The sequence below is a fragment of the Rhizobium rhizogenes NBRC 13257 genome, assembly GCF_000696095.1.
Lineage (GTDB): Bacteria > Pseudomonadota > Alphaproteobacteria > Rhizobiales > Rhizobiaceae > Rhizobium > Rhizobium rhizogenes.
Genome location: NZ_BAYX01000018.1, coordinates 12,445 through 31,979, shown reverse-complemented (window position 1 = coordinate 31,979; position 19,535 = coordinate 12,445). Strand labels below are relative to the sequence as shown.

Below are 19,535 nucleotides of genomic sequence, written 5' to 3'. Positions count from 1 at the left end.
ATGGCGGATGACGACAAGATCAAGGTTGGCGCAAAGATCGAGCCGCTGCGCAAGACACGGCCTTGCGTGGAATGCGGCCGGCCTTCGATGCGCGAGCATTACCCTTTCTGCTCGGATCGCTGCCGCTCGGCCGATCTGTCCCGGTGGCTGAACGGCTCCTATGCCATTCCCGTTGCCGAGGATCAGACCAAGGCGGACTATCCCGAAGAGGAATAGTTCCGCCGCCATTTCGATGTTCGGTCCGGCGAAGCCATTCATTTTGTTCGTAAATTGCCAAAAATCCATTTCCTGTCAAAAAAGAGTCATTTGCGGCTGGACATGGACGAACAAGATGCTATAACCCCGCTCGCTTCCGGGGTGAACCAAGCACCCAGGGCCTTCCAAGGCCTTCTGATTTGCGTGAGGCACGGATGCCCAGATAGCTCAGTTGGTAGAGCAGCGGATTGAAAATCCGCGTGTCGCTGGTTCGATTCCGGCTCTGGGCACCACTTAAATTATCAAGAAAATCAATTGTTTACGTGATACTGAGGTCTCCGATTTTGCCACTTTCGTGTCGCGTCGTGTTGCAAGCCACTACCCAGCATTTCCAAGGGTTTCAATAGGGTAGCGGCAGTTCCACGCGACATGAGATGCGACATGTTTCGACGGAACATTGTTGGTCGAAAGGGATTTCCAGCATCTATCGCTAATCGTCCGATGCCTCCTCAAAAGGATGAAACCTTAGAACACCTCCGAGTGCTCCTGCCGCTTTATGGATGGCCTTGAAGTTCGGGTATTTGGTCCGGTAGCCGCGTGTCTGAAAGTAGCGTCCAGTTTTGCTCGCTTCATCAAGCTCCCTCATCACCATATTTGAATCATAGCAATGGGAGCGAACTTGGTCGTTCGCCACGATGCCAGTTTTCTTATAAGGTTTCTTTTTCCGATAGTATTTATACCGGTTGGCGGCAGCCCGTATGTTGACCAACTCTACGCCTGGGAATGCGGCATATAGTTCTTCATGGGTTGCTTCAGGATATATCTTTCGAAGCTTCTGCTTCTTCAGAGGCCCCCATTCATGCCGCTTTCGAGCGAATCCCAGCTTACGACAGCGAGCCTGGATCGCAGAAGGGGAGCGGTGCGACAAGATATGCCGCAGCGCAAACTGATCGGAATGAAGAAGACGGCAGAGTTCGTCTTCGAGTGGTGTCCAGAGCCGATGACCGCCGGGCGTAAAGCCGGACCGCTCCATCCTGGCTCTCATTCGCTGCGCGGCCGCTGCCTGTTTTGCGAAATATGCGAGCGTCAACTGTCCAATCCGCTAGGCCTTTTTCACTTTCATTGTCCGGTAGGTATTGAAGGTGCCGGCCTTGTCCGTGAAGGCATCAATCACGGCACTCGGAAGCGCACCCAATTCTCTGAGTTTGTAGGCGAGTTCCGCGAATTCAAATTTCAGCCTGTCAACCTCACCCACCATGACTTCCTGAATTCTCGCCTCGAGTTCAGCTTTTTGCCTAAGAAGATCATCAAGTTCTGACATTCGCTTTTCCTTCGAAAGGATCGACTTCGGCTCATGAGCGAGCCGATATGGTTCTAAAGCGATGCTGCGGAATCTGTCCAATCGCGACGGCGTTTAGGCTTTCGGATTTTCTAACAGGTGCGACTCTTGGATGATTTTGATCCACTGACATTCGTGAGGACCCCATGCCGACCACCATCGCCGATCTTGCCGAGGGCTGGAAACGCTCCAGAGACGCACTTCAAGATCAAGTCAATCTAATGGACCGGGATCCGATTTTTCCCGAGGCTACGCTTTCCCCTGCTCAGCGAAATGGTCTTCGAAGTGAGATCGAACTGATCATCCATCGTTACGATCAACTCATATTGCAACACAGCCGTCGCTAAGCAGACGCGGCAAATTTGGTTTTCTGTAACCCTTAGGCGAACTATCGCCATCGACATTCGCGCGGTTTTTGACCATTATGTGATCGCCGACCCTTGGAGCGCGCCGATGTCTATCGATGGATATTATCTCTCGAAACTTTCCGCTGCTGTCGGATGCCTGGTCGGTCTTGGTGATATTAGGATGAGGGTGGAGTACGCTTTTGCGTCCATGACGACTATCAAGTCGGAGGAATTCTCAAACGAAGAAATCGGCGATCGATATCAGGAACTCTACGACCGCTGCACGTCCCACGCGGCTGAGAATGATGGCGAAGGTACGATTCGTGCAACCCTACGCCACATGAGCGACGAAGACGTCTCTGACATCGCGCATAAGATCTTCGAACTTCACAACTGGTTGCTATACGAACGAGCTCCTCAGGCGCTCATGTGAGCCTTCGTCACCCGCATGCACTCCTGGGCGATGCTGGCGATAGGTTTCTCTGAGGTTTGCGCAACAGATCGATCCTGATCCTCATAAATTAAGGCAAACGAAATCAATAGGTCGCATCGTGCGGCTTCGTACTGCACTGGCATTCAGCCCCGAACAAGTCTATGTACCTACGCGTTATGACCGTAGGATACGGCCATCAAGGTCGATTTGGACCGAAAGGAAGATAAACATGTCCGTAAAAGATGTAGCAGAATACATCTTGCGGTCGCGCGGCGAGATGACCGCAATGAAGCTGCAGAAGCTCGTCTACTATGCTCAGGCATGGTCCCTGGTTTGGGATGAACGCCCGATGTTCGAAGAGCCAATTCAGGCTTGGGCTAATGGACCGGTCTGTCGTTCACTTTATTCCTCACACCATCGCCAATTTTCAGTCCCTCCGAAGCAGATCATGCAAACTGAGCCTAATCTGGATGAACGGGCTCGCGCGACGATTGATGCAGTGCTGAATTTCTACGGCGACAAGTCGGCTCAGTGGCTAAGTGACCTGACGCATCTTGAAGAGCCATGGAAGAAGGCCCGTCAGCGGGCAGGCGTTCCGGATGGCGCTGCGTCTGAGGAGGAGGTCACCCTCGCAGACATGCACGAATATTACTCAGGCCTTCAGGCAAGCAACGCTGCCTGCTGATGGACCGGAAGCAAGCGCGCATCGATCGACGGATTGAGAGGCAGGTTCGGCAGCAGGTGAAGGCTGTGCGGCTCGTTGAAAAGGTAGAAGCTGAACACGAGCCCCGCACCGCCTTTACCCCGGGTGGAGCAAAGACTGCTCGATCAGAGCAAGACCCCGGTAGCATCATGCAGATGCGTATGAGCTACCGAATCCACGATCATTCCGATCGTGCCAATAGTTGGAGTTGGGGTCAGGTCCGCAACTGGTGTGACCCGATCTACGATGCCAACAGCGCTTGCGTAGTGAGATCGACTATGATCGAGATGGGCGGCCTGTATTGGCACGAGATTATGGGGCAGATGACCGGCGGCCGGGACAGGCATAAGAAACACCACTCCCAACCACTTGATAGCCTTTGCGAGGAAGCTCAACTCCGTTGGATCGAAATCGGTCGAGAAGAGGACGAGCTCTTCCGGTTTCGCACCGGAGGAAAACAGCGAATATGGGGTTTCCGAACCGGCCATGTTTTCAATGTCGTCTGGTGGGACGCCGAGCACCAAATTTATCCGGTCGATTGAAGACCCATGTTTGTTGAAAAGCAATAATCGTTTTACTCGCTACCCATTGATGCCCGTTCTGGCCACCCGCATGTACCGCTGTACGGTGCCATAGCTGAGACCGGATTTTTCCTGCACCCACGGTAGCCAATGGCCACGGGGTAGCTGGGATTTGATATCGATGAGCTTCTTGCCCATCTCGATCGCTTGGTCATAATTGGCGCGGCTGCGAGCCCTCCCCACCTCCGGAACCTTATTCTTGACCGTGCTGGCGGTGTCCTGAGATGACATACGCTGCTGGCTGAAGGCGCACAGCCGATAATAGATCGCGCCGGCGAGGGCGTGACGCTGGTGGCTGAAGCCGCGAAGCTGGTTGATGGTGGCCATGATCGGCCCGAGCGGGATCTCATCCCACCACTGCAGCCATTCAGAGGTGCGCTCCTCCACCCACTCCGGACAGGCTCGTATGAGGTCCGAGACGGCCCATAGGCTCGTCTGGTCGATCAGGGCATTGTTGCCCCTGGTTTCGCTCAGCGTCGTCATGACGAGCCGGAAATGACCTTCGCCGTACTTGGCCAGGATCAGGCACATAGATGCTACGGCACGGGTTTGCCCGGGCTGTGGATACACGTTGCCCGGGATAATCTCGATATCATATTCGGCGCAGATCGCGCGGACGTTTGCTTCCGCGTTACGGATGGTCTTCAAGACATTCCTCCGATAGCAGATGATCAATGTGCCGGAGCGTTGAGTTCTGCCGGCTGACCAAAAATAAATTGGTATTTGTGGGTCAGATACTCGGCCACGGCGGCGCGATCTGCCGACCAGCGGTTTCCAGTCACGTCGGCCCAAAGAGTTGCGGCTGTTACGCAAGCGCTCACCGCTTCATCGAGCGTGATTTCTTGATCTGGAAGGAAATAGCGTTCGAGCGCCTCTTCCATCTCCGCAGCCTTGAGCAAGAGAGGTTCTGCCCGATCACGATGATCGAGGGCGGCAGCACGCATACTGCCGAGGATCGGCAATGTCGTTTCAACGTTGATCATTGTGTACCTACCGCTATGAGCTCGAGGATCATGAACCACTTCCCGTTTGGGGTCTGGGATTCCAGCTCGTAGACGATCGCTAAGACCTGCCATTTGCCATTTGCCGGTGTAAGGTCGCTTTTGACCTCGACCAAGGAAAGTTGCTTGACTGCGGGATTGAACAGGCAGCGAACGATCACCTTTGCTTCGGAGAATGTCGGATAGCCGACCAGCCCGGTATCAGGAGAGATCAGGATGGCGTCGCCCTGACGAGGTTGACCTCGAGGAGAGATCACCATGACATTGCGCTCAAAGATCAGATCGAAGTTGCCGTGGCGGGCGATCGCCATGGCTTGCGTCCAGGCCGTGCCACCGAAATAAGGGTTCGACAGCTTGACGTTGACGCCGTTGTTTTCAAAGGCAAAGCCCATCTGCTTCGCCAGGTTCCCCATCATGCCGGCGGCGTCCGCAGATCCCTTGATGCTGAGCGCTGGGACGGGCTTGACGGCAACAAACGGGCCTGGGGCGGCTTGGACGCGGAAAGCAATATTCGGCTGGCTGTTGCCGTCTACGAAGGCCTCAAAGATGCGACCGCCAAAGACAAGCGTCATGCCCGTTTCATCGTCGCCGGCTTCAACCGTCACAGCGTTATCGTATCGAGCATTGAGCTGTGTGCCGACCGTGGATAGCTGGTTCATCATCGACAGGGGCAATCCCCAGATCGACAGGTTCATATTGCTGTTAGACGCTCCGCCGGTGGCCTGGATGATCGCAGAGATCCTAAGGCCCGAAATGGTGGCCGTATTGTTTTTCCTGTCGCCGAACGAGCCGTTTGCAAGGTTGAAATTAACGGTGATCTTCTTTTCGGTGAAGCTCATGGCATACCCCGCGTATAAGCAGTGCCGGCTCCGAGCGGAACAGGAGCAACGCCCGAAGCCGGCATGTACGGCACAACAATCAGATGCCGATTAGCCATCCCTGGGGTAAGGAGGGACCATGATGGCCTGCCGGTGTTTTTCGAAATTACGGCACCGCCGGCTGGCCGTACCCGCGTCCGGAAAGTAGAAACGCGGGGCCAAAGGCGCGCACCCCTGAGGAGACAGCGAGGTAAACTCGGTGCGCGCCAAATCGTGATCATGGTCAATTGGCCTCCGGAAGGGGGGCGTTGGCGTCATTCTGGAGAGCTTTGATGGCGTCTTGCCATGGCTGGACTATTGGCTGTGCTTCCTTCGTATCTGCTCGGACTCCACCAATCCAAGCGATACTGAGAGGCATATTCAACAGCCGATCGATTGCCTTGCTTCGATCAGTCGGCGGCCAGGAAGTTCCAGCCAGAGACGACACGAACCTAAGTTCGATCAATTTCGCCATGAACTTGTCGCGAAGCCCGATCGCCTCCGCGTGGATTGCGTCAACCTCCCCATCGAGGATCTTGGCGATGCCGGCATTTCGGCGACGCTGTGCAACTGCCAGGGCCTCTTCGTGATCTTCACAGGAGGAACGCACGACTTCGAGCCCCGCCTGTGCTGCCGCCAGCGTTTCGTTGGCAGCGGCGAGCCTTGAATGGGCGGCTCCCATGACATCGCTCCGTGAAACGGACGAACCGGACCGCGCCGCCTCGACCATTCGAGAGCGCAACGTGACCCGAGCGGCTTCGACGCCTTGTTCTGCTTCATCCTGTTCTTTAAGTGCGTCCCCAATCATTTCATGGGCACGAGACACCGCTGATTGCTTTTCCGCGAGGCCGCGCTCAAGCCGAGCAATTTCTTCCAGAGCCTGGGCAAGCTCCACCCTGTCCGGATTATGAGGTGGCTCCTTGCCACCGATCGCCAATTTCAAAAGCTTCGACATGGCTTTCCTCCGTTACCGAACTTTGATGCGCGCGGCTTCGGGAAACATGGCGTTGAAGCTTGCGGCTCCCTTTGCCGTCAGCCGCGACGGCTCCGACCTGGGTTGCTGACCAATGGTGTTTACCTTCACACCCGCAATGTCGGGATAGCGCTCTGCAAAGCTCTTGGCTGCTGCGCTGTCCATCGCCGGCGGACCCTTTCCCACTTCAGGCTTGCCCTCGAATTCCGGTGGTTCGTCCTCTGCGCCCTCCTGGCCCTCCATGCAGGCCTCCCGCAGAGCAGCCCAGCCTTCCGGCGAGAGCTTCATGGCAAGGTCCCGCAAGAAAGCCATACCGGCCTCGCCAGGAGAAACCACGTCGTCGGGATCAGCCTCATCCATGGCATAGCGCGCGGTGTCGAATTTTTCGCCCTTTCGAAAATCCTTCAACGGTGTCCGGATCTGCTTGCCGGGAACGCGGCGAATGTTCTTGGGCATAGCGTCAAAGGCAGCTTGCGGAGCAGGATGGGTAAGGTGTGGATTGGCACGGAGAAAGACCCCGAAATTGTGCAATTCGCGATCGTTCAGAGGTTCGTGTGGGTGGGACATGAGTAATCCTTTCATCGATGTCCACCGCTGCTAAGGCGGGGATGATTGAATGTGCGGCCTGTCGGTTGACGGGATGCGGTCAGAGCTGCCTCGCTGATGGCCAGGGGCGCGCGCTTGCCGAGCACCTGGAACACGGCGCCGGCGACAGCATTCGCGACGTCGTCATGAAATGCAGCACCCGGAGGATGATCAATGATATCGCGTCCGCTAGATCCGGAACGACGCTCGAGTTCCACGAGCTGATTTGTGGCTCTCTCGTTGTCGAGAAGACCGACGCGGCCGGAGTTGATCGCCGGCACCATCGCAGCATAGAGTTCGCTCTTAGGGGCCGTGCTGCGCTCGTAGGTGACGCCGTGCCGGCTGAAAGGTTCCTTGCACCATTCGCCACCGAAGTTGTCGCCGGTGAGCGAAAGAATGCCGTAGCTCTTCAGCAGCTCGCAGAAGTCCTTGGTGACGGCTTCCGGGCTATAAGGCGGTTTGCGCTCGCGTAGAACGTCCAGAACAGCCCTGTTGCCCTCCTTGTGGGCAATGCCGAGTGTCATGCTGTCGGAGCTGCCGCCGGAGGGATCAACGAAGCCGTAATAGCGAATGCCAGGCTCACGAGCGCGTTCGACGACACCAACATCAACCGCAGCCTCAACCACCTCGCGGGACAGAAGCGTCTCGACGTCGGTTCTGAACTTGCCGCCGTATTCGGCGCTGGCGGCCGACGGATCCCGTTCGTAGGCACGGTCGATGACCCGCTGGGGGAGGGTGCTGTTGAGCACCTTGGATTCGGCATTGGCGATCAGGATGAGCGGATCACCGTCAGGCTTGAAATCTTTGCGGTAATTGGTCCACAGCTCCCCACGGCGCGCGTAGGGCGAACTGATGCATACCAATGGCCCTTCCGTCGTTGCCAGTGCTGGACGGGCGGCTGTGAGGATTTCCTTATCGGGGTTCTTCGAGCCTTCAATCGACCAAAACGCGATCTCGTCACAGATGATGGCAATGGCGGTGATCGACCGAATGGTTTTGAAGTTGGCCGGTACGATGTTGATGTCTACACGCGTCGAAAGCCTTATGGCGTCAGCCGTGGGCTCGCCTTCCAGCAATGCGCTGAGATCGGGGGAATGCTGCAGGATGCCGACGAGATGCATGAAGGCACGGGACGCCTGGTATGTGTTTGCGGCAAGGACAGGGAGGACGGCACGCTCACCAGGAGAAAGGCAATCGGTCCAGTCAATGCAGGTCGCCAGATACGCCCCCAGAACAGCCGCTGCGCGCGTTTTGCCACTGCGCCGACCCGCAACCGTCCAGAATTCCTCAACGCGCTGCTGAGGCTCCTGTGAGCGCCCGGTGACGAGGGAGAACATCTCCCGCTCTTCAGGTGTCAGGGTCTCGCCCATCGCAGCCATTAGCAGGGCACGCCATATCGACCAGCTTTCGCCGGCAATGGCTTGTCCAAGCAGGTTGTCGTCCCGCAGGGCTTCTCTGAGGCTGACGCGTACCTTCAAGCAGCGCTCCTCCCGGCAAAGACGTCATCGGGGGAGCGGCGGCGCTTGCCATGCTTCACGCCGATCTGGAGGGCCTTCTCTGTGAGGCCGGCGGCGCGCTCTGCCCTGACAACGTCATCAAGGCTGATGTCCTCACCTCTGAGGAAGCGCGCACGGGCTATCTCGGCAATGACGCGCATATCAGCCGCGGAGGCGATCCTGCTTGCCGTCATGTCATCGATCTTGGAGGGGCCGCCCAGTGCGTCGGCGAACATCAGCATCAACTCGGCACGGCGGCGCCACTCGTGAGTTCGACGATCAAGCAGCGAGTTCGTGAGAGCGCTAGGCTTCGACGTGGTATCTGCCGTGTTTCCCTGTGCTTTCTCGTGCATTGTTTCGGCTCCTGAATGCTGAGCTGAAAGCTATCACGACACGCGGATTAACGCAACATGATCGCGACACGTAAAAACTTTGTAAGTAAAAACAGTAAGTTATGAATCGACAAGCGGATAATTATTCCGCAACTCAGTTTTGTGATCACAAACGTGATTTTGGCACTTTTTCGCCGAAAAATTCAATGATTTCAAATGGATATTTTGTCAGTTGTCGACAGCGCTATTTATCGATTTAGCTTTCGTGAATATTCTCTAATATGGGGTGATCGGTAGGAGGTTCCCATGCATCAATTTTTATTGTGGCTAAGCTTGATCGCAGGTATTTTGTCTGCTCTTGCCTGGTTTCGATCTACCCAATTCAATGTTGCGAAGATCAGCATGCTCGACCTGACAGTTAGCACGAACTTATCCCACATAGTCGACCCCTTGAAGAAGCAGAGCAAATGGAATGCCATCGGAGCATTCCTCGCGGGTGTGGCAGTACTGGCATCGGTCTTTTCGTCGATATCGTCCTAGGGTACGTTACGGCCGCCAGGAGTAGTCAAAATAAAACCCCGCCATAACAGCGGGGCTGGATGTGAGAAGCTAGCTGTTTTTCTATGCAGCTTCATGGGCTGGAGTTACGGTGAGCTGCAGCCCAAGAGCCTTCATGACGCCGAGAAGGGTAGAAAGCTTGGGGTCGCCCTTTTCACTGAGGGATTTGTAAAGAGCCTCGCGGGTGATACCGGCTTCTTTGGCAACGTGAGTCATACCTTTGGCTTTGGCGATGTTGCCGAGAGCCATGGCGATATCTTTGGTGTCGCCGTCTTCGAAAGCGATTTCAAGATATGCCTGGATCGCTTCATCGCTGGTCAGAAGCTCGGTTCCTTCCCATGGGGTGGTTTCGATAGCCATTTCAGACCTCCTTTGACATTTCGATGGCGCGCTTTATGTCGCGATCTTGCGAACCTTTGTCGCCACCGGACAGTAAGATGATGAGTTCACTGCCTCGCTGGACGAAGTAGATGCGATATCCAGGACCGTAGTCGACACGAAGCTCGCCGATGCCGCTGAAGAACTTCGCATCGCCTAGAAGGCCCAGACTCAAGCGATCAATGCGCTTCTGAATTCGCAACTGAGCCCGAATGTCTCTCAGGGATTTTAGCCATTCGAGGAAGACATCGGTTTTACGAACTTCAATCATGTGTAATCTATAGTTCACAGTCTGCTCATCGTCAAGGAAAATGACGCTACCGTCATTTTGAGTGCGACCCACGTATTGAAATGCAAAGATCGCATGGTCGAGTGGTCTTTATGTGAGCGACCTATCGGACTGATAGCGGCAAAAAATCTATCATGAGTCGTATGAAGGCATACATGCGCATAAAGGGGCGCGTTGCAAAATGATCTGTAAGCGCCGTATGGGGTGACAAATGCATCCGAAAGAATTTTATGACGTTGTCACGAAGCCAAATATCGCGGAGGCAATCGGCAACGAGGAGGATTACCGTTTAGCGGTCAATGCGATTTTGAGCGTTGATGCCGCGTACGGGGTACTTTTTGAACACTTGAAGGTGATCCAGGATCCTATCCTGCAAACTGTCTTTGTCGGAGAAGGCGAACCGAAGGAATTGAAGGACAATCACTTCAAAGACTATATTGCCAAGCAGTCAAAAGAGTTCGAGATCATTCGTGACGCGGCTTATGCAACAAAGCACGGGCGCCTATCCGATCGCAAATCGGGTGCTCGACTCGTTCGATCTCCTGGCGATGTTCGTTCCCGAAAGCTCGTTGTTGGTCTTTTCGCATGTGGGGATGCGTTAGGATCTTCGGCAGTGTTTATTCAATCCACAGACGGCGAGATGCACCGCACTTGGTACCTGCTTCGGAAAGTTGAAATTTTCACTGATCAGCTGCTGGTGGATCTCGGGATATGATCTTTCATGCTGCTACAGGGATAGTTCGCGAAGGACGCCGTTGGGAGTAGGGCAGCCAATGTCACAACAAGCCATGATACACGCATAGAATTCCCCCGTCAGAGAGATGTTGCAACCTTCGCGTCATGAATGCAAGGTGCAGGCGCATAATGGCTGCGGGGAGCGTTAAATGGGAGTTCGTCTGGTCGCGTTTGGAATGGGGGTGTTTTTGGTCGGCGTTGGGACCGCTCATGCCTATTGTTCGGAGCCGAGCGCACCATACTGTGTGAGCAGCTATGGCAAATTTGACAGTCAAAGCGATTTCGAACAGTGCAAGCGCGAAGTCGAAAGCTACAAATCGGAAATTGAAGATTTTGTCCGGTGCGAGCAGCGTGATGTCGACGAGGCAAATGATGCTGCCAAAAAGGCGGCAAGTGAAGCGGAGGACGCTCTTCGGACCGCCAAGAACGCTGTCAATGAGCAATACTCCAATTACAACGATGCGGTGAACAACTTCAATAACCGCGCGAATTCAAATTAGGGCAAACCGGCTAGCTCGGAGAAGCGGTCCATTGCCCTATCGCCCGCAAGAAGTTCGGTTTCGCTCATGCCGCGCCTCGGATCGTCGCTGCCCATCGGTCGACCGCAGCTTGATGCATAAAGGATATGTCAGTCACTGTATGTAATATGATAACAATTTGAGTTGGGGGATTGCTGGTTTCTGAGGGGGCTTCATGGAGCTGATTTCTTCACTCCTAAAATGGCGCGACGATCGACATCGTTTGGCTAAGTTGAGATATGATTTGGAAGATGTCGATATGGCATTCCGCAGAAAAGTGCAGGAAGAAAAGCTGCGACGCGGCTCGGACGAATGGGACTATGCGTATTCCAATTACGATAATGAGCGAGAACTGATCGACGCCGAGATAGATCAAATTGAGACACAGAACTATATCAGGCGTGCAAGGGCTTGGTCAGTGCCGATTCCCTGGCGCCCTATCTCCGAAGATCCGGTTTATGATGACAAAAACTGGATTTGGTCCAGGGTCCATGGAACATACTACCTCACCGACGAAGGTAAGGCGCTTTTACGTCGCGAGACATATGCCGAAATCGAAATGCGCTACAAACCATGGACGACATGGGTCGCAGTCGGAATCAGCATGCTTAGCTTGATCATTTCGCTTCTGCGTTTTTAGGGGAAAATCGCCGTCTCCTATTTCAAATTTCAGAGACGGCGACTGCTTCCTGTTTGTATCGTGCCCTTTGAGGAGCGGCAGCGGGTAGAGAATAAAGCCCAGTTCGGCCGTGCACTTTCGTAATCTTGCTGTTCTTTCGAAATCTTGCTGCGAAATGTGACGAGATCGTATTCAGGCCATCGTATTCAGGCCGCGCCCCTGGGATCATTGCCGCCGGCGACCCGGCTGTAGCACTGGCGGATCATCTCATCCTGGACGGCATGCCAGAAGGCGCCGAGATGTTCATCTTGTTCATGCTCGGGAACGCCGACGCGATCGAGCTGGCGCAGCAGAGCCTCAGTGACTTGGTTGCGGTAATAGTCGGCGTGGCGATCAGTCGCCTTGTCCAGCATCTTTGAGGCAACGTCGCGGATTCTACCGACACGGCTGAGAAGTGGGAAGAGGATGACCTTGCAGGGTGGCTGCCAGGCGAAGAGCGGGAGATCATGTTCACGCATGCTGCACCTCCGACGCGCTGCTTTGAGCGCATGATATGGTTAGATTATATACTGTGGTACGAGGGCATACACTTACACCCCGAAAACGGGGCTTATCGTGTGCCATGGGCATACACTTTCGAGTTTATGGTATGCCCTGATACCACCATACGATCCTGACCGGTGGTATCTGCTACCACCATGCGTGTGCCGTGGGCATACCGTTGTTTTTCTTCCATGCTCGGATGCCATCGCATAAAGTCCTTCGTCGGGACCAGTGAACGCTCCGGCTGATCGACTGCCAACTCGGTGAGTATCCAGCGCGTCGAACGGCCGCCTGGGGCTTTCGCTTTCCAGTGGAATGACCCGACCGAAGCTACCTTGATGAAGCCCTTGGCTATGAGCCCCTTGAAGGCCTCAGCAACGGGCTTGTTGCTGCAGTTAAGCGCATCCATAGCCTCCCGATGGGAAAGCGCGATGTCGCCATTGTTCTGGCCATTATAGCGTTGCTTCAACTCCATGTAGAGACAGCGTTCATAGACACTTGCTGCCTTCCATGCGTCGGACATCACCAACCATTGATGCATCTGAAAGAAGCGATCGCCGGTATGTTTTCGAGCTTTCCGCTTGTGTTGATTCATCCGTGCGCCTTTCTAAAAACGCGATACTTGGTAGCAAGTGCTGCTGCTTCGCATGCCTCAAGGGCGCTGAGACCAAAGTGATTACGAAGAGAGGGAATGACCGGCTGAGGCACCGGGTTCTGATCTGCGAGCCACTGGGCCGCCTCAACGACGGCCTCAGAGTGTTGGTGTTCGGGTGCGGTGAGATCGGTCATCCTGCACGAACCCCGTTTGCAATCGGAAATTCCCGCATGACCAGGTCGAGAGCGTCACGATCGGCGATGCCACATTCAGCGGGATCCTGTTCAAGGTCGTATATCAGTTTGTTGCCGATACGGACGCCTACGGAGCCTACAGATGGCTCATCGTCGTCGTTGTCTTCGAGATCAGGATCGCCGTCGAGGATATCGAGGAGTCCTATCATCTCCTCGATACGGGCTTCGAGTTCGGCACGGCGATGCTGCAGGACTGCGGGGGAGCGTTTCATTGCTGATCCTCCCCAGTCTTGAGGGCTGCACGTCGAATAATCTCGGCGTTGACAGCCTTCTTCAAAGCATAGAGATCGATGCCGCCGGTGTTCTCGGATGGGTCCGAGAGATTGTCGACGATGGAGCGTGCCTTCTCCAAGCGGACGGTGATTTGTTCAGCGACCACCTGAATTGCGTTCGTATCCCGCATATCGCCGAGACCGGCTGCGGCAAGATGGATCGCCTGGACAAAGCTGCTGGCCTCGCCGAGGGTGTCTTCGAGCTCGATCAACTTATTCACGACCGCACGTCCAGACCGAAAGCCCTATCAATGGCCTGCTCCAGAGCTAGGGCGAGATAACGAACATGATCGGCCATGTATGTGATGCCATCGACCTGATCTTGGTTCAGGCCATAGGAAAACATCGCATTGGGGCGAAGATCCTTGGAGTTGCGGAACATATCGTTGGTGTATTCGTCGAGGACCAGTGCAGCCCGCCTCAATTGGGAGACGTCGGCAGACATGCCATCGAGATCATCTAGGATCTCCTTGTCTGTCCGCGTCCCTTTGGCGGCTGGCTTTCGGTCGCCGCCAGTGCTATTTACTGTCTTGTTCATTTCCATTTCCTTATCGAGATGTTTGAACCACGGTCCGGAAGCGCGCCAACGCTTGCCGGACCCTTTCATTTCCAAAGTTTGGGTTTTCACGCCGCCGTCTCCATGAAGAAACGGATCAGCGCGCTGCGTTCTGCGACCCAGCGGCCGCCGACTTTCTTGGCGGGAAGTTGGCCTTTCTCCAGTAGGTGAAAAGTGATGCGACGAGAGCGGCCGATAATATTGGCGATCTCCTCGCCACCCCACACCAGATCAAGTTTGTTTTCGGCTTGCGCCATTCTCTTTCCTTTCGCGAAAAGAAGGTTATTCAATGTAATGGCTAGTAGCCATGTGTTAACTATGGCTACTAGCCGGTATTGCGTCAAGAAAAAAAATCTGGCTGGTAGCCACCATGACAAAAAAGCCGGTTACTCAGCCCCAAGACAAATACGTCCTTCGCATGCCGGACGGCTTACGAGAGAGAATCAAAGCTGTTGCTGAGCGTGAAGGCACCAGCATGAATCATGAGATAATCAGGGTTCTTGAGCGCGCATTCCCAGAGCAATGGCCGGTGGATGAGCGCTTGGATGAGCTTGCTCAGATGCTGGCTGTTCTCAGCGCTGGTAGGGGTGACCCAAGGCTAGATAGTTTCATCGACAGATTTAAGGAGACGGTGGACGGCATCGTGTCGGGCCGGGTGACGGGCGTGGATGCTGAAACCCGCGAATCGGTTCGAGAGCTTTGGTCGCTCTATCGCTCGCGGGCGAGCGAGGCTGAGCACGAGGCCGAGCGAGATGCGCAGATGGACTACACCGAGGAAGAGCTTGAGGCTTTTGATCTGACCGGGAACCACGCGAAATATGCGGTCCCGCCCCCGAAAAGGCCTAATCCGCTTCAAGATACTTTCCACCTGATGGACATTTTGCCCCGCGGCCCTCTTTCCGAGATGGCGGAGAAGTTGAGCAAGTGTGATACCGAGGGAGCGGCGGAGATCGTCCGGAATATTCCAAAGGGTGAAATCAAAAAGCGCCTGGATTTTCTTGCCCTCTCGGTCTTTGAGCAGGAACGCCTTAGGCGTGACCCTAACGAAGAGCCGCCCAGTGGGGACTATAACCCCTTCAAATTTACCGAGTAGCCAATGTCAGTTCGGAAGCGCGAACGGGCCGCTCCGAAAGGGATGATTGACAAGCGGATTTATTGCGACATAATGCAACACGGTTACAACGGATAACAAATGTTCCGTGTTGAGAGGTTGCCACGATGTCGATCCGCAAGCGCAAATGGACTACAGCCGCAGGCGTCGAGAAAGAGGCTTGGGTCGCGGATTACGTCGATGGCCAGGGTGTCAGACGCCTGAAGACCTTTGAGCGTAAGAAGGACGCGGACGCATTCATCTCAACGGCCAAGGTCGAGGTTCGTGAAGGTACGCATGTCGCCGACAATGCCAGTATCAGCGTGAAGGCTGCCGGCGATCTGTGGATCAAGAGTGCGGAATCAGCCGGCCTCGAGCGATCGACGGTAAGTCAGTATCGACAGCATCTCGATCTCCACATCAGCCCCTTTATCGGTTCGACAAAACTTTCAGCTCTCAATCTCCCCACGGTTCGCGCCTTCGAGGACAGACTTCGGGAGGAGGGGCGCTCGCCAGCGATGGTAAAGAAGATCCTTGTCAGCCTTGGTTCCCTCCTGGCCGATGCTCAGGAGCGTGGCAAGGTAGCCCGCAACGTCGTCAGGGACATGCGTGGCGTCCGTCGCAAGGGCAAGGAGCGCCAGCAGGAGAAGCGCCAGAAGGGCAAGCTCAAGGTTGGCGTGGACATTCCTACTCGCGAAGAGGTGAAGGCCATTGTAGGGGCTCTGGAAGGCCGCTGGAGGCCGATCCTGTTGACGGCTATCTTTTGTGGCCTTCGGGCTTCGGAACTGCGTGGGCTGCGCTGGAGCGACGTGGATTTCGATAAGCGTCAGATCCGGGTTCATCAGCGTGCGGATCGCTATAACGAGATCGGCCGGCCGAAGTCGGAAGCGGGGGAAAGAACTATCCCTGCACCGCCCATGGTCATGAATACTTTGCGGGAGTGGAAGCTGTCGTATCCGAGGCCACTGACCGGCTTTGACGATGCTGACGAGAATCCGATCCGGGAAGAGGCCAAAGACAGCCATCTGGTTTTCCCCAACGGTAGCGGCAACGTCGAGTCGCTGGCCAACATTATCAATCGCGGACTGATCCCGGTTCAGATCGGTGCCGGGATTTCAGTGAAGACCGGCGAGAAGGACGAGGAGGGCAATCCCGTTGTCGCGGCGAAGTACACCGGCATGCATGCCTTGCGTCACTTCTACGCCTCGTGGTGCATCAACCGGACAGAAGACGGTGGCTGCGGCTTGCCTCCGAAAGTGGTCCAGGAAAGGCTCGGACATTCGTCTATTGTGATGACAATGGACGTCTATGGGCACCTGTTTCCAACGGGTGATGACGCCGACGAACTGGCTGCAGCGGAGCGTGCTCTACTGGCATAATGCGACACGAATGCAACATGGCGTCAGAAACACTATAAATATCAATGTGTAATATCGGATTGAAAATCCGCGTGTCGCTGGTTCGATTCCGGCTCTGGGCACCACTTAAATCCACAGGAAAATCAGCGTTCTATCTAGGTTTCGTCTCTTTCGTGCTGCGTTGTGTTGCAATTCACTCCTCCGCATTTCCAATGCTTTTGTATCTATTCGATTTTGCGCGATTCCGGATGGTGTATTAGCAAATGATCGTTGCACTACTCGTTCTGGCTCTTCTCGCGATACTCTTCCGGGGTGTCTTACGAACCCTTTTCTTAGCCCTCGCATTGATCGTGCTATTTATCATCCTCCTGGTTTCAGTGTGAGACACGAGATCGAAAGCTAGGTAACCTTCAATCTCCTTGCCTTTCGCCAGATTTGCTCTCTTCTCTTTGAGGGGGCTCCCATGAACCGGGAACGAGGTCTAGCTCACAGAGCCTTCGCTGTGGTTTTCCCGTCTGTTCGGCCTGGATTATTTGAGCATCAGCGACGCACTACATCTTGTTTGACGGCTGCGGCGGCCATGGAGTGCCGGGCAGGATCGCAATAGGTGTGCATGATAGTCGAGGATGGCGGCGGAGGTTTCGGTGCCAGCTGGTATTCTTCTTCCCGAATTTCCCATTGTTTCGATCGGGATGCCGCGACCCGGGTCAGGCTGGATGGACGAATTCGGATTCGCGTTTTTCGCGATCTGCTGACTGCCCCTTTTGATAGAATTTATAAAATTCATTCAACTTTGGGTGAAATTAAAATTAATTCCGGTGAAAGAACCTTTCAAGATATTGATGACGTTTAGAATCAAGCGTACGAATTATTGAAGGGTCACCTATTGATTCGAAGCGACTATTACCGCACCTTAGATACTAGCGGGAAAGTGTCTCGCTAAGTCCACGTTTATTGCAATAGCAAGTTAACGAGGCGCCATGTCAAACAACGATGTCCTATTCAACACGTTCGCCCGTTCTTTCGAAGCACGGCGCGAAGTCGAGATGTCATTCTCTGAATACCTGGAAGCGTGCCGGGACGATCCGCTCATGTACGCGAATGCGTCGGAGCGCCTGCTGGCCGCGATGGGTGAACCGTTGCTGATCGATACGGCCAAGGATACTCGCCTTGGGCGTATCTTCATGAACCGGACGATCCGGACCTATCCCGCCTTTGCCGGCTTTTTCGGCATGGAAGAGACGATCGAACGTATCGTCGCCTTCTTCCGCCATGCGGCGCAGGGGCTGGAAGAGCGCAAGCAGATCATCTATCTGCTCGGCCCCGTCGGCGGAGGTAAGTCGTCGCTTGCCGAGCGGCTGAAGTCATTGATGGAGGTTCATCCCATCTATGTGCTGAAGGCCGGCAATGAGCTCAGTCCGGTGTTCGAAAGCCCGCTTAGCCTTTTCGATCCCGTGACCATGGGACCGATGATCGAGGAGCGCTACGGCATTCCGCGCCGGCGACTGACTGGGCTGATGAGTCCATGGTGCCTCAAGCGGCTCGAAGAGTTCGAGGGCGATATTTCTCGCTTCCGTGTCGTCCGCATTCAGCCGTCCAGGTTGCGGCAGATTGCCATCGCCAAGACCGAACCGGGCGACGAGAACAATCAGGACATCTCCTCGCTGGTCGGCAAGGTGGATATCCGCAAGCTCGAAAGCCTGGCGCAGAACGATCCCGACGCCTACAGCTACTCCGGCGCTCTGAACCGCGCCAACCAGGGTATTCTCGAATTCGTTGAGATGTTCAAGGCGCCGATCAAGATGCTGCATCCGCTGCTGACGGCGACGCAGGAGAGCAATTATATCGGCACCGAGAATATCGGCGCCATTCCCTTCTCCGGCATCATTCTGGCGCATTCGAACGAGTCGGAATGGCAGACGTTCAAGGCCAACAAGAACAATGAGGCCTTCATCGACCGTATCTGCGTCGTCAAGGTCCCTTACTGCCTGCGGGTGACCGAAGAGCAGAAGATCTACGAGAAGCTGATCGAGGAATCCGAGCTTAGCGATGCGCCCTGCGCACCGTCGACGCTGGAAACGCTCGCCCGCTTCACGGTTCTGACGAGGCTTGCCAAGCACGAGAACTCGACGGCCTTCTCCAAGCTTCGGGTCTATGACGGCGAAAGCCTGAAGGAGACCGATCCGAGGGCGCGCAGTGTGCAGGAGTATCGTGATTCGGCCGGTGTGGATGAAGGCATGGACGGGGCGTCTACCCGTTTCGCCTTCAAGGTGCTGGCGGCGACCTTCAACTACGATACGACGGAGATCGGCGCCGATCCGGTACATCTGATGTATATGCTGGAGCAATCGATCCGTCGCGAACAACTGCCGCTGGAAACCGAGAAGCTCTATATCGAGTTTATCAAGAGCGAACTCGGGCCACGTTATGCGGAATTCATCGGACATGAGATCCAGAAGGCTTATCTGGAATCCTATGCAGACTACGGCCAGAATCTCTTTGACCGTTATGTCGACTACGCCGACGCCTGGATCGAGGATGTCGATTTCAAGGATCCCGACACCGGCCAGCTCCTGGACCGAGAGCTTCTCAACCAGGAACTGACCAAGATCGAGAAGCCGGCGGGCATCGCCAATCCGAAGGATTTCCGCAACGAGATCGTCAAGTTCTGCTTGCGGGCGCGGGCGAGCCATGGCGGCAAGAATCCGTCCTGGACAAGTTATGAGAAAATCCGCGAAGTCATCGAAAAGCGGATGTTCTCCCAGGTCGAGGATCTCCTGCCAGTCATCTCGTTCGGGTCCAAGAAGGACGGCGACTCGGAAAAGAAACATGGCGAATTCGTCGAACGCATGATGGCGCGCGGCTATACCGAGCGTCAGGTTCGACGGCTTGTGGAATGGTACATGCGTGTGAAACAGGCGGGATGAG

At 55.1% G+C, this 19,535-nt stretch carries 29 protein-coding genes and 2 tRNA genes; 14 read left to right on the top strand and 17 right to left on the bottom strand.

Features of this window, described 5'->3' with window-relative positions; all coding sequences use genetic code 11:
* Window positions 1-216, top strand: coding sequence for a DNA gyrase inhibitor YacG (gene yacG / locus RRH01S_RS28240; RefSeq protein ID WP_007699131.1), 216 nt, complete (start codon window positions 1-3; stop codon window positions 214-216).
* A 196-nt stretch (window positions 217-412) separates the two neighbouring features.
* Window positions 413-488: transfer RNA gene (locus RRH01S_RS28235), tRNA-Phe, on the top strand.
* A gap of 197 nt (window positions 489-685) precedes the next feature.
* Here RRH01S_RS28235 and RRH01S_RS28230 read toward each other — a convergent pair.
* The gene (locus RRH01S_RS28230; protein WP_042476046.1) at window positions 686-1,285 is read right to left on the bottom strand and encodes a hypothetical protein; all 600 of its coding nucleotides are present in this window, start codon (window positions 1,283-1,285) and stop codon (window positions 686-688) included.
* Window positions 1,286-1,297: 12 nt separating this feature from the next.
* The gene (locus tag RRH01S_RS28225) at window positions 1,298-1,516 is read right to left on the bottom strand and encodes a hypothetical protein (protein ID WP_042476043.1); all 219 of its coding nucleotides are present in this window, start codon (window positions 1,514-1,516) and stop codon (window positions 1,298-1,300) included.
* Window positions 1,517-1,680: 164 nt separating this feature from the next.
* Here RRH01S_RS28225 and RRH01S_RS28220 point away from each other — a divergent pair, with 164 nt between their 5' ends.
* The 4 genes from RRH01S_RS28220 to RRH01S_RS33250 all read left to right on the top strand — a co-directional run bounded on the left by RRH01S_RS28220 (window position 1,681) and on the right by RRH01S_RS33250 (window position 3,559).
* The gene (locus tag RRH01S_RS28220; RefSeq protein WP_042476038.1) at window positions 1,681-1,881 is read left to right on the top strand and encodes a hypothetical protein; all 201 of its coding nucleotides are present in this window, start codon (window positions 1,681-1,683) and stop codon (window positions 1,879-1,881) included.
* A gap of 106 nt (window positions 1,882-1,987) precedes the next feature.
* A complete protein-coding gene (locus tag RRH01S_RS28215) occupies window positions 1,988-2,314 on the top strand; it encodes a hypothetical protein (protein ID WP_042476035.1) in 327 nt (108 codons plus the stop codon).
* Between the two features lie 229 nt (window positions 2,315-2,543).
* A complete protein-coding gene (locus tag RRH01S_RS28210; protein WP_042476032.1) occupies window positions 2,544-2,999 on the top strand; it encodes a Panacea domain-containing protein in 456 nt (151 codons plus the stop codon).
* Window positions 2,999-3,559 carry a hypothetical protein gene (locus tag RRH01S_RS33250; RefSeq protein WP_052365325.1) on the top strand — a complete coding sequence of 187 codons (561 nt, stop codon included), beginning with the start codon at window positions 2,999-3,001 and terminating at the stop codon, window positions 3,557-3,559. The genes RRH01S_RS28210 and RRH01S_RS33250 overlap by 1 nt, the downstream gene beginning before the upstream one ends.
* 39 nt (window positions 3,560-3,598) lie before the next feature.
* On the opposite strand, the gene RRH01S_RS28200 is transcribed toward RRH01S_RS33250, so the two are convergent.
* The 9 genes from RRH01S_RS28200 to RRH01S_RS28155 form a co-directional block, all read right to left on the bottom strand.
* Window positions 3,599-4,246 (bottom strand): DUF3102 domain-containing protein, encoded by a 648-nt coding sequence (locus RRH01S_RS28200; RefSeq protein ID WP_178128648.1) that lies wholly within the window; start codon window positions 4,244-4,246, stop codon window positions 3,599-3,601.
* Between the two features lie 23 nt (window positions 4,247-4,269).
* A complete protein-coding gene (locus tag RRH01S_RS28195; RefSeq protein WP_042476029.1) occupies window positions 4,270-4,581 on the bottom strand; it encodes a hypothetical protein in 312 nt (103 codons plus the stop codon).
* A complete protein-coding gene (locus RRH01S_RS28190) occupies window positions 4,578-5,438 on the bottom strand; it encodes a baseplate hub protein (RefSeq protein WP_042476026.1) in 861 nt (286 codons plus the stop codon). Before RRH01S_RS28190 ends, RRH01S_RS28195 begins: the two co-directional genes overlap by 4 nt.
* A gap of 262 nt (window positions 5,439-5,700) precedes the next feature.
* A complete protein-coding gene (locus RRH01S_RS28185) occupies window positions 5,701-6,411 on the bottom strand; it encodes a hypothetical protein (RefSeq protein WP_042476023.1) in 711 nt (236 codons plus the stop codon).
* A gap of 12 nt (window positions 6,412-6,423) precedes the next feature.
* A complete protein-coding gene (locus tag RRH01S_RS28180; RefSeq protein WP_042476020.1) occupies window positions 6,424-6,996 on the bottom strand; it encodes a hypothetical protein in 573 nt (190 codons plus the stop codon).
* Between the two features lie 11 nt (window positions 6,997-7,007).
* Window positions 7,008-8,492 carry a terminase large subunit domain-containing protein gene (locus RRH01S_RS28175; protein ID WP_042476018.1) on the bottom strand — a complete coding sequence of 495 codons (1,485 nt, stop codon included), beginning with the start codon at window positions 8,490-8,492 and terminating at the stop codon, window positions 7,008-7,010.
* The gene (locus tag RRH01S_RS28170; RefSeq protein WP_042476015.1) at window positions 8,489-8,863 is read right to left on the bottom strand and encodes a hypothetical protein; all 375 of its coding nucleotides are present in this window, start codon (window positions 8,861-8,863) and stop codon (window positions 8,489-8,491) included. The genes RRH01S_RS28175 and RRH01S_RS28170 overlap by 4 nt, the downstream gene beginning before the upstream one ends.
* A gap of 600 nt (window positions 8,864-9,463) precedes the next feature.
* Window positions 9,464-9,760: an addiction module antidote protein gene (locus RRH01S_RS28160; protein ID WP_042476010.1), complete on the bottom strand. Its 297-nt coding sequence runs from the start codon at window positions 9,758-9,760 to the stop codon at window positions 9,464-9,466.
* A gap of 1 nt (window position 9,761) precedes the next feature.
* Entirely contained in the window at window positions 9,762-10,049 is a 288-nt protein-coding gene (locus RRH01S_RS28155) for a type II toxin-antitoxin system RelE/ParE family toxin (protein ID WP_042476006.1), read from the bottom strand.
* A gap of 229 nt (window positions 10,050-10,278) precedes the next feature.
* Here RRH01S_RS28155 and RRH01S_RS28150 point away from each other — a divergent pair, with 229 nt between their 5' ends.
* From RRH01S_RS28150 to RRH01S_RS28140, 3 genes are all read left to right on the top strand, one after another.
* On the top strand, window positions 10,279-10,782 hold the full coding sequence (locus tag RRH01S_RS28150) for a hypothetical protein (protein WP_042476002.1): 504 nt from the start codon (window positions 10,279-10,281) through the stop codon (window positions 10,780-10,782).
* Window positions 10,783-10,951: 169 nt separating this feature from the next.
* Window positions 10,952-11,302, top strand: coding sequence for a hypothetical protein (locus RRH01S_RS28145; protein WP_234711771.1), 351 nt, complete (start codon window positions 10,952-10,954; stop codon window positions 11,300-11,302).
* A 193-nt stretch (window positions 11,303-11,495) separates the two neighbouring features.
* On the top strand, window positions 11,496-11,960 hold the full coding sequence (locus RRH01S_RS28140) for a hypothetical protein (protein ID WP_131597897.1): 465 nt from the start codon (window positions 11,496-11,498) through the stop codon (window positions 11,958-11,960).
* Between the two features lie 185 nt (window positions 11,961-12,145).
* Here RRH01S_RS28140 and RRH01S_RS28135 read toward each other — a convergent pair whose 3' ends face one another.
* The 6 genes from RRH01S_RS28135 to RRH01S_RS28105 all read right to left on the bottom strand — a co-directional run bounded on the left by RRH01S_RS28135 (window position 12,146) and on the right by RRH01S_RS28105 (window position 14,416).
* Window positions 12,146-12,457, bottom strand: coding sequence for a DUF6074 family protein (locus RRH01S_RS28135; RefSeq protein WP_042475993.1), 312 nt, complete (start codon window positions 12,455-12,457; stop codon window positions 12,146-12,148).
* Window positions 12,458-12,549: 92 nt separating this feature from the next.
* Window positions 12,550-13,077 carry a helix-turn-helix domain-containing protein gene (locus RRH01S_RS28130; RefSeq protein ID WP_042475990.1) on the bottom strand — a complete coding sequence of 176 codons (528 nt, stop codon included), beginning with the start codon at window positions 13,075-13,077 and terminating at the stop codon, window positions 12,550-12,552.
* A 190-nt stretch (window positions 13,078-13,267) separates the two neighbouring features.
* The gene (locus RRH01S_RS28120) at window positions 13,268-13,543 is read right to left on the bottom strand and encodes a hypothetical protein (protein ID WP_042475984.1); all 276 of its coding nucleotides are present in this window, start codon (window positions 13,541-13,543) and stop codon (window positions 13,268-13,270) included.
* Window positions 13,540-13,824 (bottom strand): hypothetical protein, encoded by a 285-nt coding sequence (locus tag RRH01S_RS28115; protein ID WP_042475982.1) that lies wholly within the window; start codon window positions 13,822-13,824, stop codon window positions 13,540-13,542. Before RRH01S_RS28115 ends, RRH01S_RS28120 begins: the two co-directional genes overlap by 4 nt.
* A complete protein-coding gene (locus tag RRH01S_RS28110) occupies window positions 13,821-14,231 on the bottom strand; it encodes a hypothetical protein (RefSeq protein ID WP_131597895.1) in 411 nt (136 codons plus the stop codon). The genes RRH01S_RS28115 and RRH01S_RS28110 overlap by 4 nt, the downstream gene beginning before the upstream one ends.
* Window positions 14,228-14,416: a helix-turn-helix domain-containing protein gene (locus RRH01S_RS28105; protein WP_042475976.1), complete on the bottom strand. Its 189-nt coding sequence runs from the start codon at window positions 14,414-14,416 to the stop codon at window positions 14,228-14,230. The genes RRH01S_RS28110 and RRH01S_RS28105 overlap by 4 nt, the downstream gene beginning before the upstream one ends.
* 113 nt (window positions 14,417-14,529) lie before the next feature.
* Between RRH01S_RS28105 and RRH01S_RS28100 the strand changes: the two genes are divergently transcribed.
* From RRH01S_RS28100 to RRH01S_RS28090, 5 genes are all read left to right on the top strand, one after another.
* Window positions 14,530-15,252: an Arc family DNA-binding protein gene (locus tag RRH01S_RS28100; protein ID WP_042475972.1), complete on the top strand. Its 723-nt coding sequence runs from the start codon at window positions 14,530-14,532 to the stop codon at window positions 15,250-15,252.
* A gap of 125 nt (window positions 15,253-15,377) precedes the next feature.
* Window positions 15,378-16,628: a tyrosine-type recombinase/integrase gene (locus RRH01S_RS28095; protein WP_042475969.1), complete on the top strand. Its 1,251-nt coding sequence runs from the start codon at window positions 15,378-15,380 to the stop codon at window positions 16,626-16,628.
* 34 nt (window positions 16,629-16,662) lie between these two features.
* Window positions 16,663-16,732, top strand: a tRNA-Phe gene (locus RRH01S_RS34555).
* 488 nt (window positions 16,733-17,220) lie between these two features.
* A complete protein-coding gene (locus RRH01S_RS34700) occupies window positions 17,221-17,460 on the top strand; it encodes a hypothetical protein (protein ID WP_142887375.1) in 240 nt (79 codons plus the stop codon).
* Between the two features lie 127 nt (window positions 17,461-17,587).
* A complete protein-coding gene (locus RRH01S_RS28090; protein ID WP_007699128.1) occupies window positions 17,588-19,534 on the top strand; it encodes a PrkA family serine protein kinase in 1,947 nt (648 codons plus the stop codon).
* Window position 19,535: the final 1 nt, after the last annotated feature.

Bases quoted from the DNA above. Each gene is read 5' to 3' on its own strand.
- yacG (WP_007699131.1), top strand. From the start codon at position 1: ATGGCGGATGACGACAAGATCAAGGTTGGCGCAAAGATCGAGCCGCTG.
- RRH01S_RS28225 (WP_042476043.1), bottom strand. From the start codon at position 1,516: ATGTCAGAACTTGATGATCTTCTTAGGCAAAAAGCTGAACTCGAGGCG.
- RRH01S_RS28220 (WP_042476038.1), top strand. From the start codon at position 1,681: ATGCCGACCACCATCGCCGATCTTGCCGAGGGCTGGAAACGCTCCAGA.
- RRH01S_RS28215 (WP_042476035.1), top strand. From the start codon at position 1,988: ATGTCTATCGATGGATATTATCTCTCGAAACTTTCCGCTGCTGTCGGA.
- RRH01S_RS28210 (WP_042476032.1), top strand. From the start codon at position 2,544: ATGTCCGTAAAAGATGTAGCAGAATACATCTTGCGGTCGCGCGGCGAG.
- RRH01S_RS33250 (WP_052365325.1), top strand. From the start codon at position 2,999: ATGGACCGGAAGCAAGCGCGCATCGATCGACGGATTGAGAGGCAGGTT.
- RRH01S_RS28195 (WP_042476029.1), bottom strand. From the start codon at position 4,581: ATGATCAACGTTGAAACGACATTGCCGATCCTCGGCAGTATGCGTGCT.
- RRH01S_RS28190 (WP_042476026.1), bottom strand. From the start codon at position 5,438: ATGAGCTTCACCGAAAAGAAGATCACCGTTAATTTCAACCTTGCAAAC.
- RRH01S_RS28185 (WP_042476023.1), bottom strand. From the start codon at position 6,411: ATGTCGAAGCTTTTGAAATTGGCGATCGGTGGCAAGGAGCCACCTCAT.
- RRH01S_RS28180 (WP_042476020.1), bottom strand. From the start codon at position 6,996: ATGTCCCACCCACACGAACCTCTGAACGATCGCGAATTGCACAATTTC.
- RRH01S_RS28170 (WP_042476015.1), bottom strand. From the start codon at position 8,863: ATGCACGAGAAAGCACAGGGAAACACGGCAGATACCACGTCGAAGCCT.
- RRH01S_RS28160 (WP_042476010.1), bottom strand. From the start codon at position 9,760: ATGGCTATCGAAACCACCCCATGGGAAGGAACCGAGCTTCTGACCAGC.
- RRH01S_RS28155 (WP_042476006.1), bottom strand. From the start codon at position 10,049: ATGATTGAAGTTCGTAAAACCGATGTCTTCCTCGAATGGCTAAAATCC.
- RRH01S_RS28150 (WP_042476002.1), top strand. From the start codon at position 10,279: ATGCATCCGAAAGAATTTTATGACGTTGTCACGAAGCCAAATATCGCG.
- RRH01S_RS28145 (WP_234711771.1), top strand. From the start codon at position 10,952: ATGGGAGTTCGTCTGGTCGCGTTTGGAATGGGGGTGTTTTTGGTCGGC.
- RRH01S_RS28140 (WP_131597897.1), top strand. From the start codon at position 11,496: ATGGAGCTGATTTCTTCACTCCTAAAATGGCGCGACGATCGACATCGT.
- RRH01S_RS28135 (WP_042475993.1), bottom strand. From the start codon at position 12,457: ATGCGTGAACATGATCTCCCGCTCTTCGCCTGGCAGCCACCCTGCAAG.
- RRH01S_RS28130 (WP_042475990.1), bottom strand. From the start codon at position 13,077: ATGAATCAACACAAGCGGAAAGCTCGAAAACATACCGGCGATCGCTTC.
- RRH01S_RS28120 (WP_042475984.1), bottom strand. From the start codon at position 13,543: ATGAAACGCTCCCCCGCAGTCCTGCAGCATCGCCGTGCCGAACTCGAA.
- RRH01S_RS28105 (WP_042475976.1), bottom strand. From the start codon at position 14,416: ATGGCGCAAGCCGAAAACAAACTTGATCTGGTGTGGGGTGGCGAGGAG.
- RRH01S_RS28100 (WP_042475972.1), top strand. From the start codon at position 14,530: ATGACAAAAAAGCCGGTTACTCAGCCCCAAGACAAATACGTCCTTCGC.
- RRH01S_RS28095 (WP_042475969.1), top strand. From the start codon at position 15,378: ATGTCGATCCGCAAGCGCAAATGGACTACAGCCGCAGGCGTCGAGAAA.
- RRH01S_RS34700 (WP_142887375.1), top strand. From the start codon at position 17,221: ATGATAGTCGAGGATGGCGGCGGAGGTTTCGGTGCCAGCTGGTATTCT.
- RRH01S_RS28090 (WP_007699128.1), top strand. From the start codon at position 17,588: ATGTCAAACAACGATGTCCTATTCAACACGTTCGCCCGTTCTTTCGAA.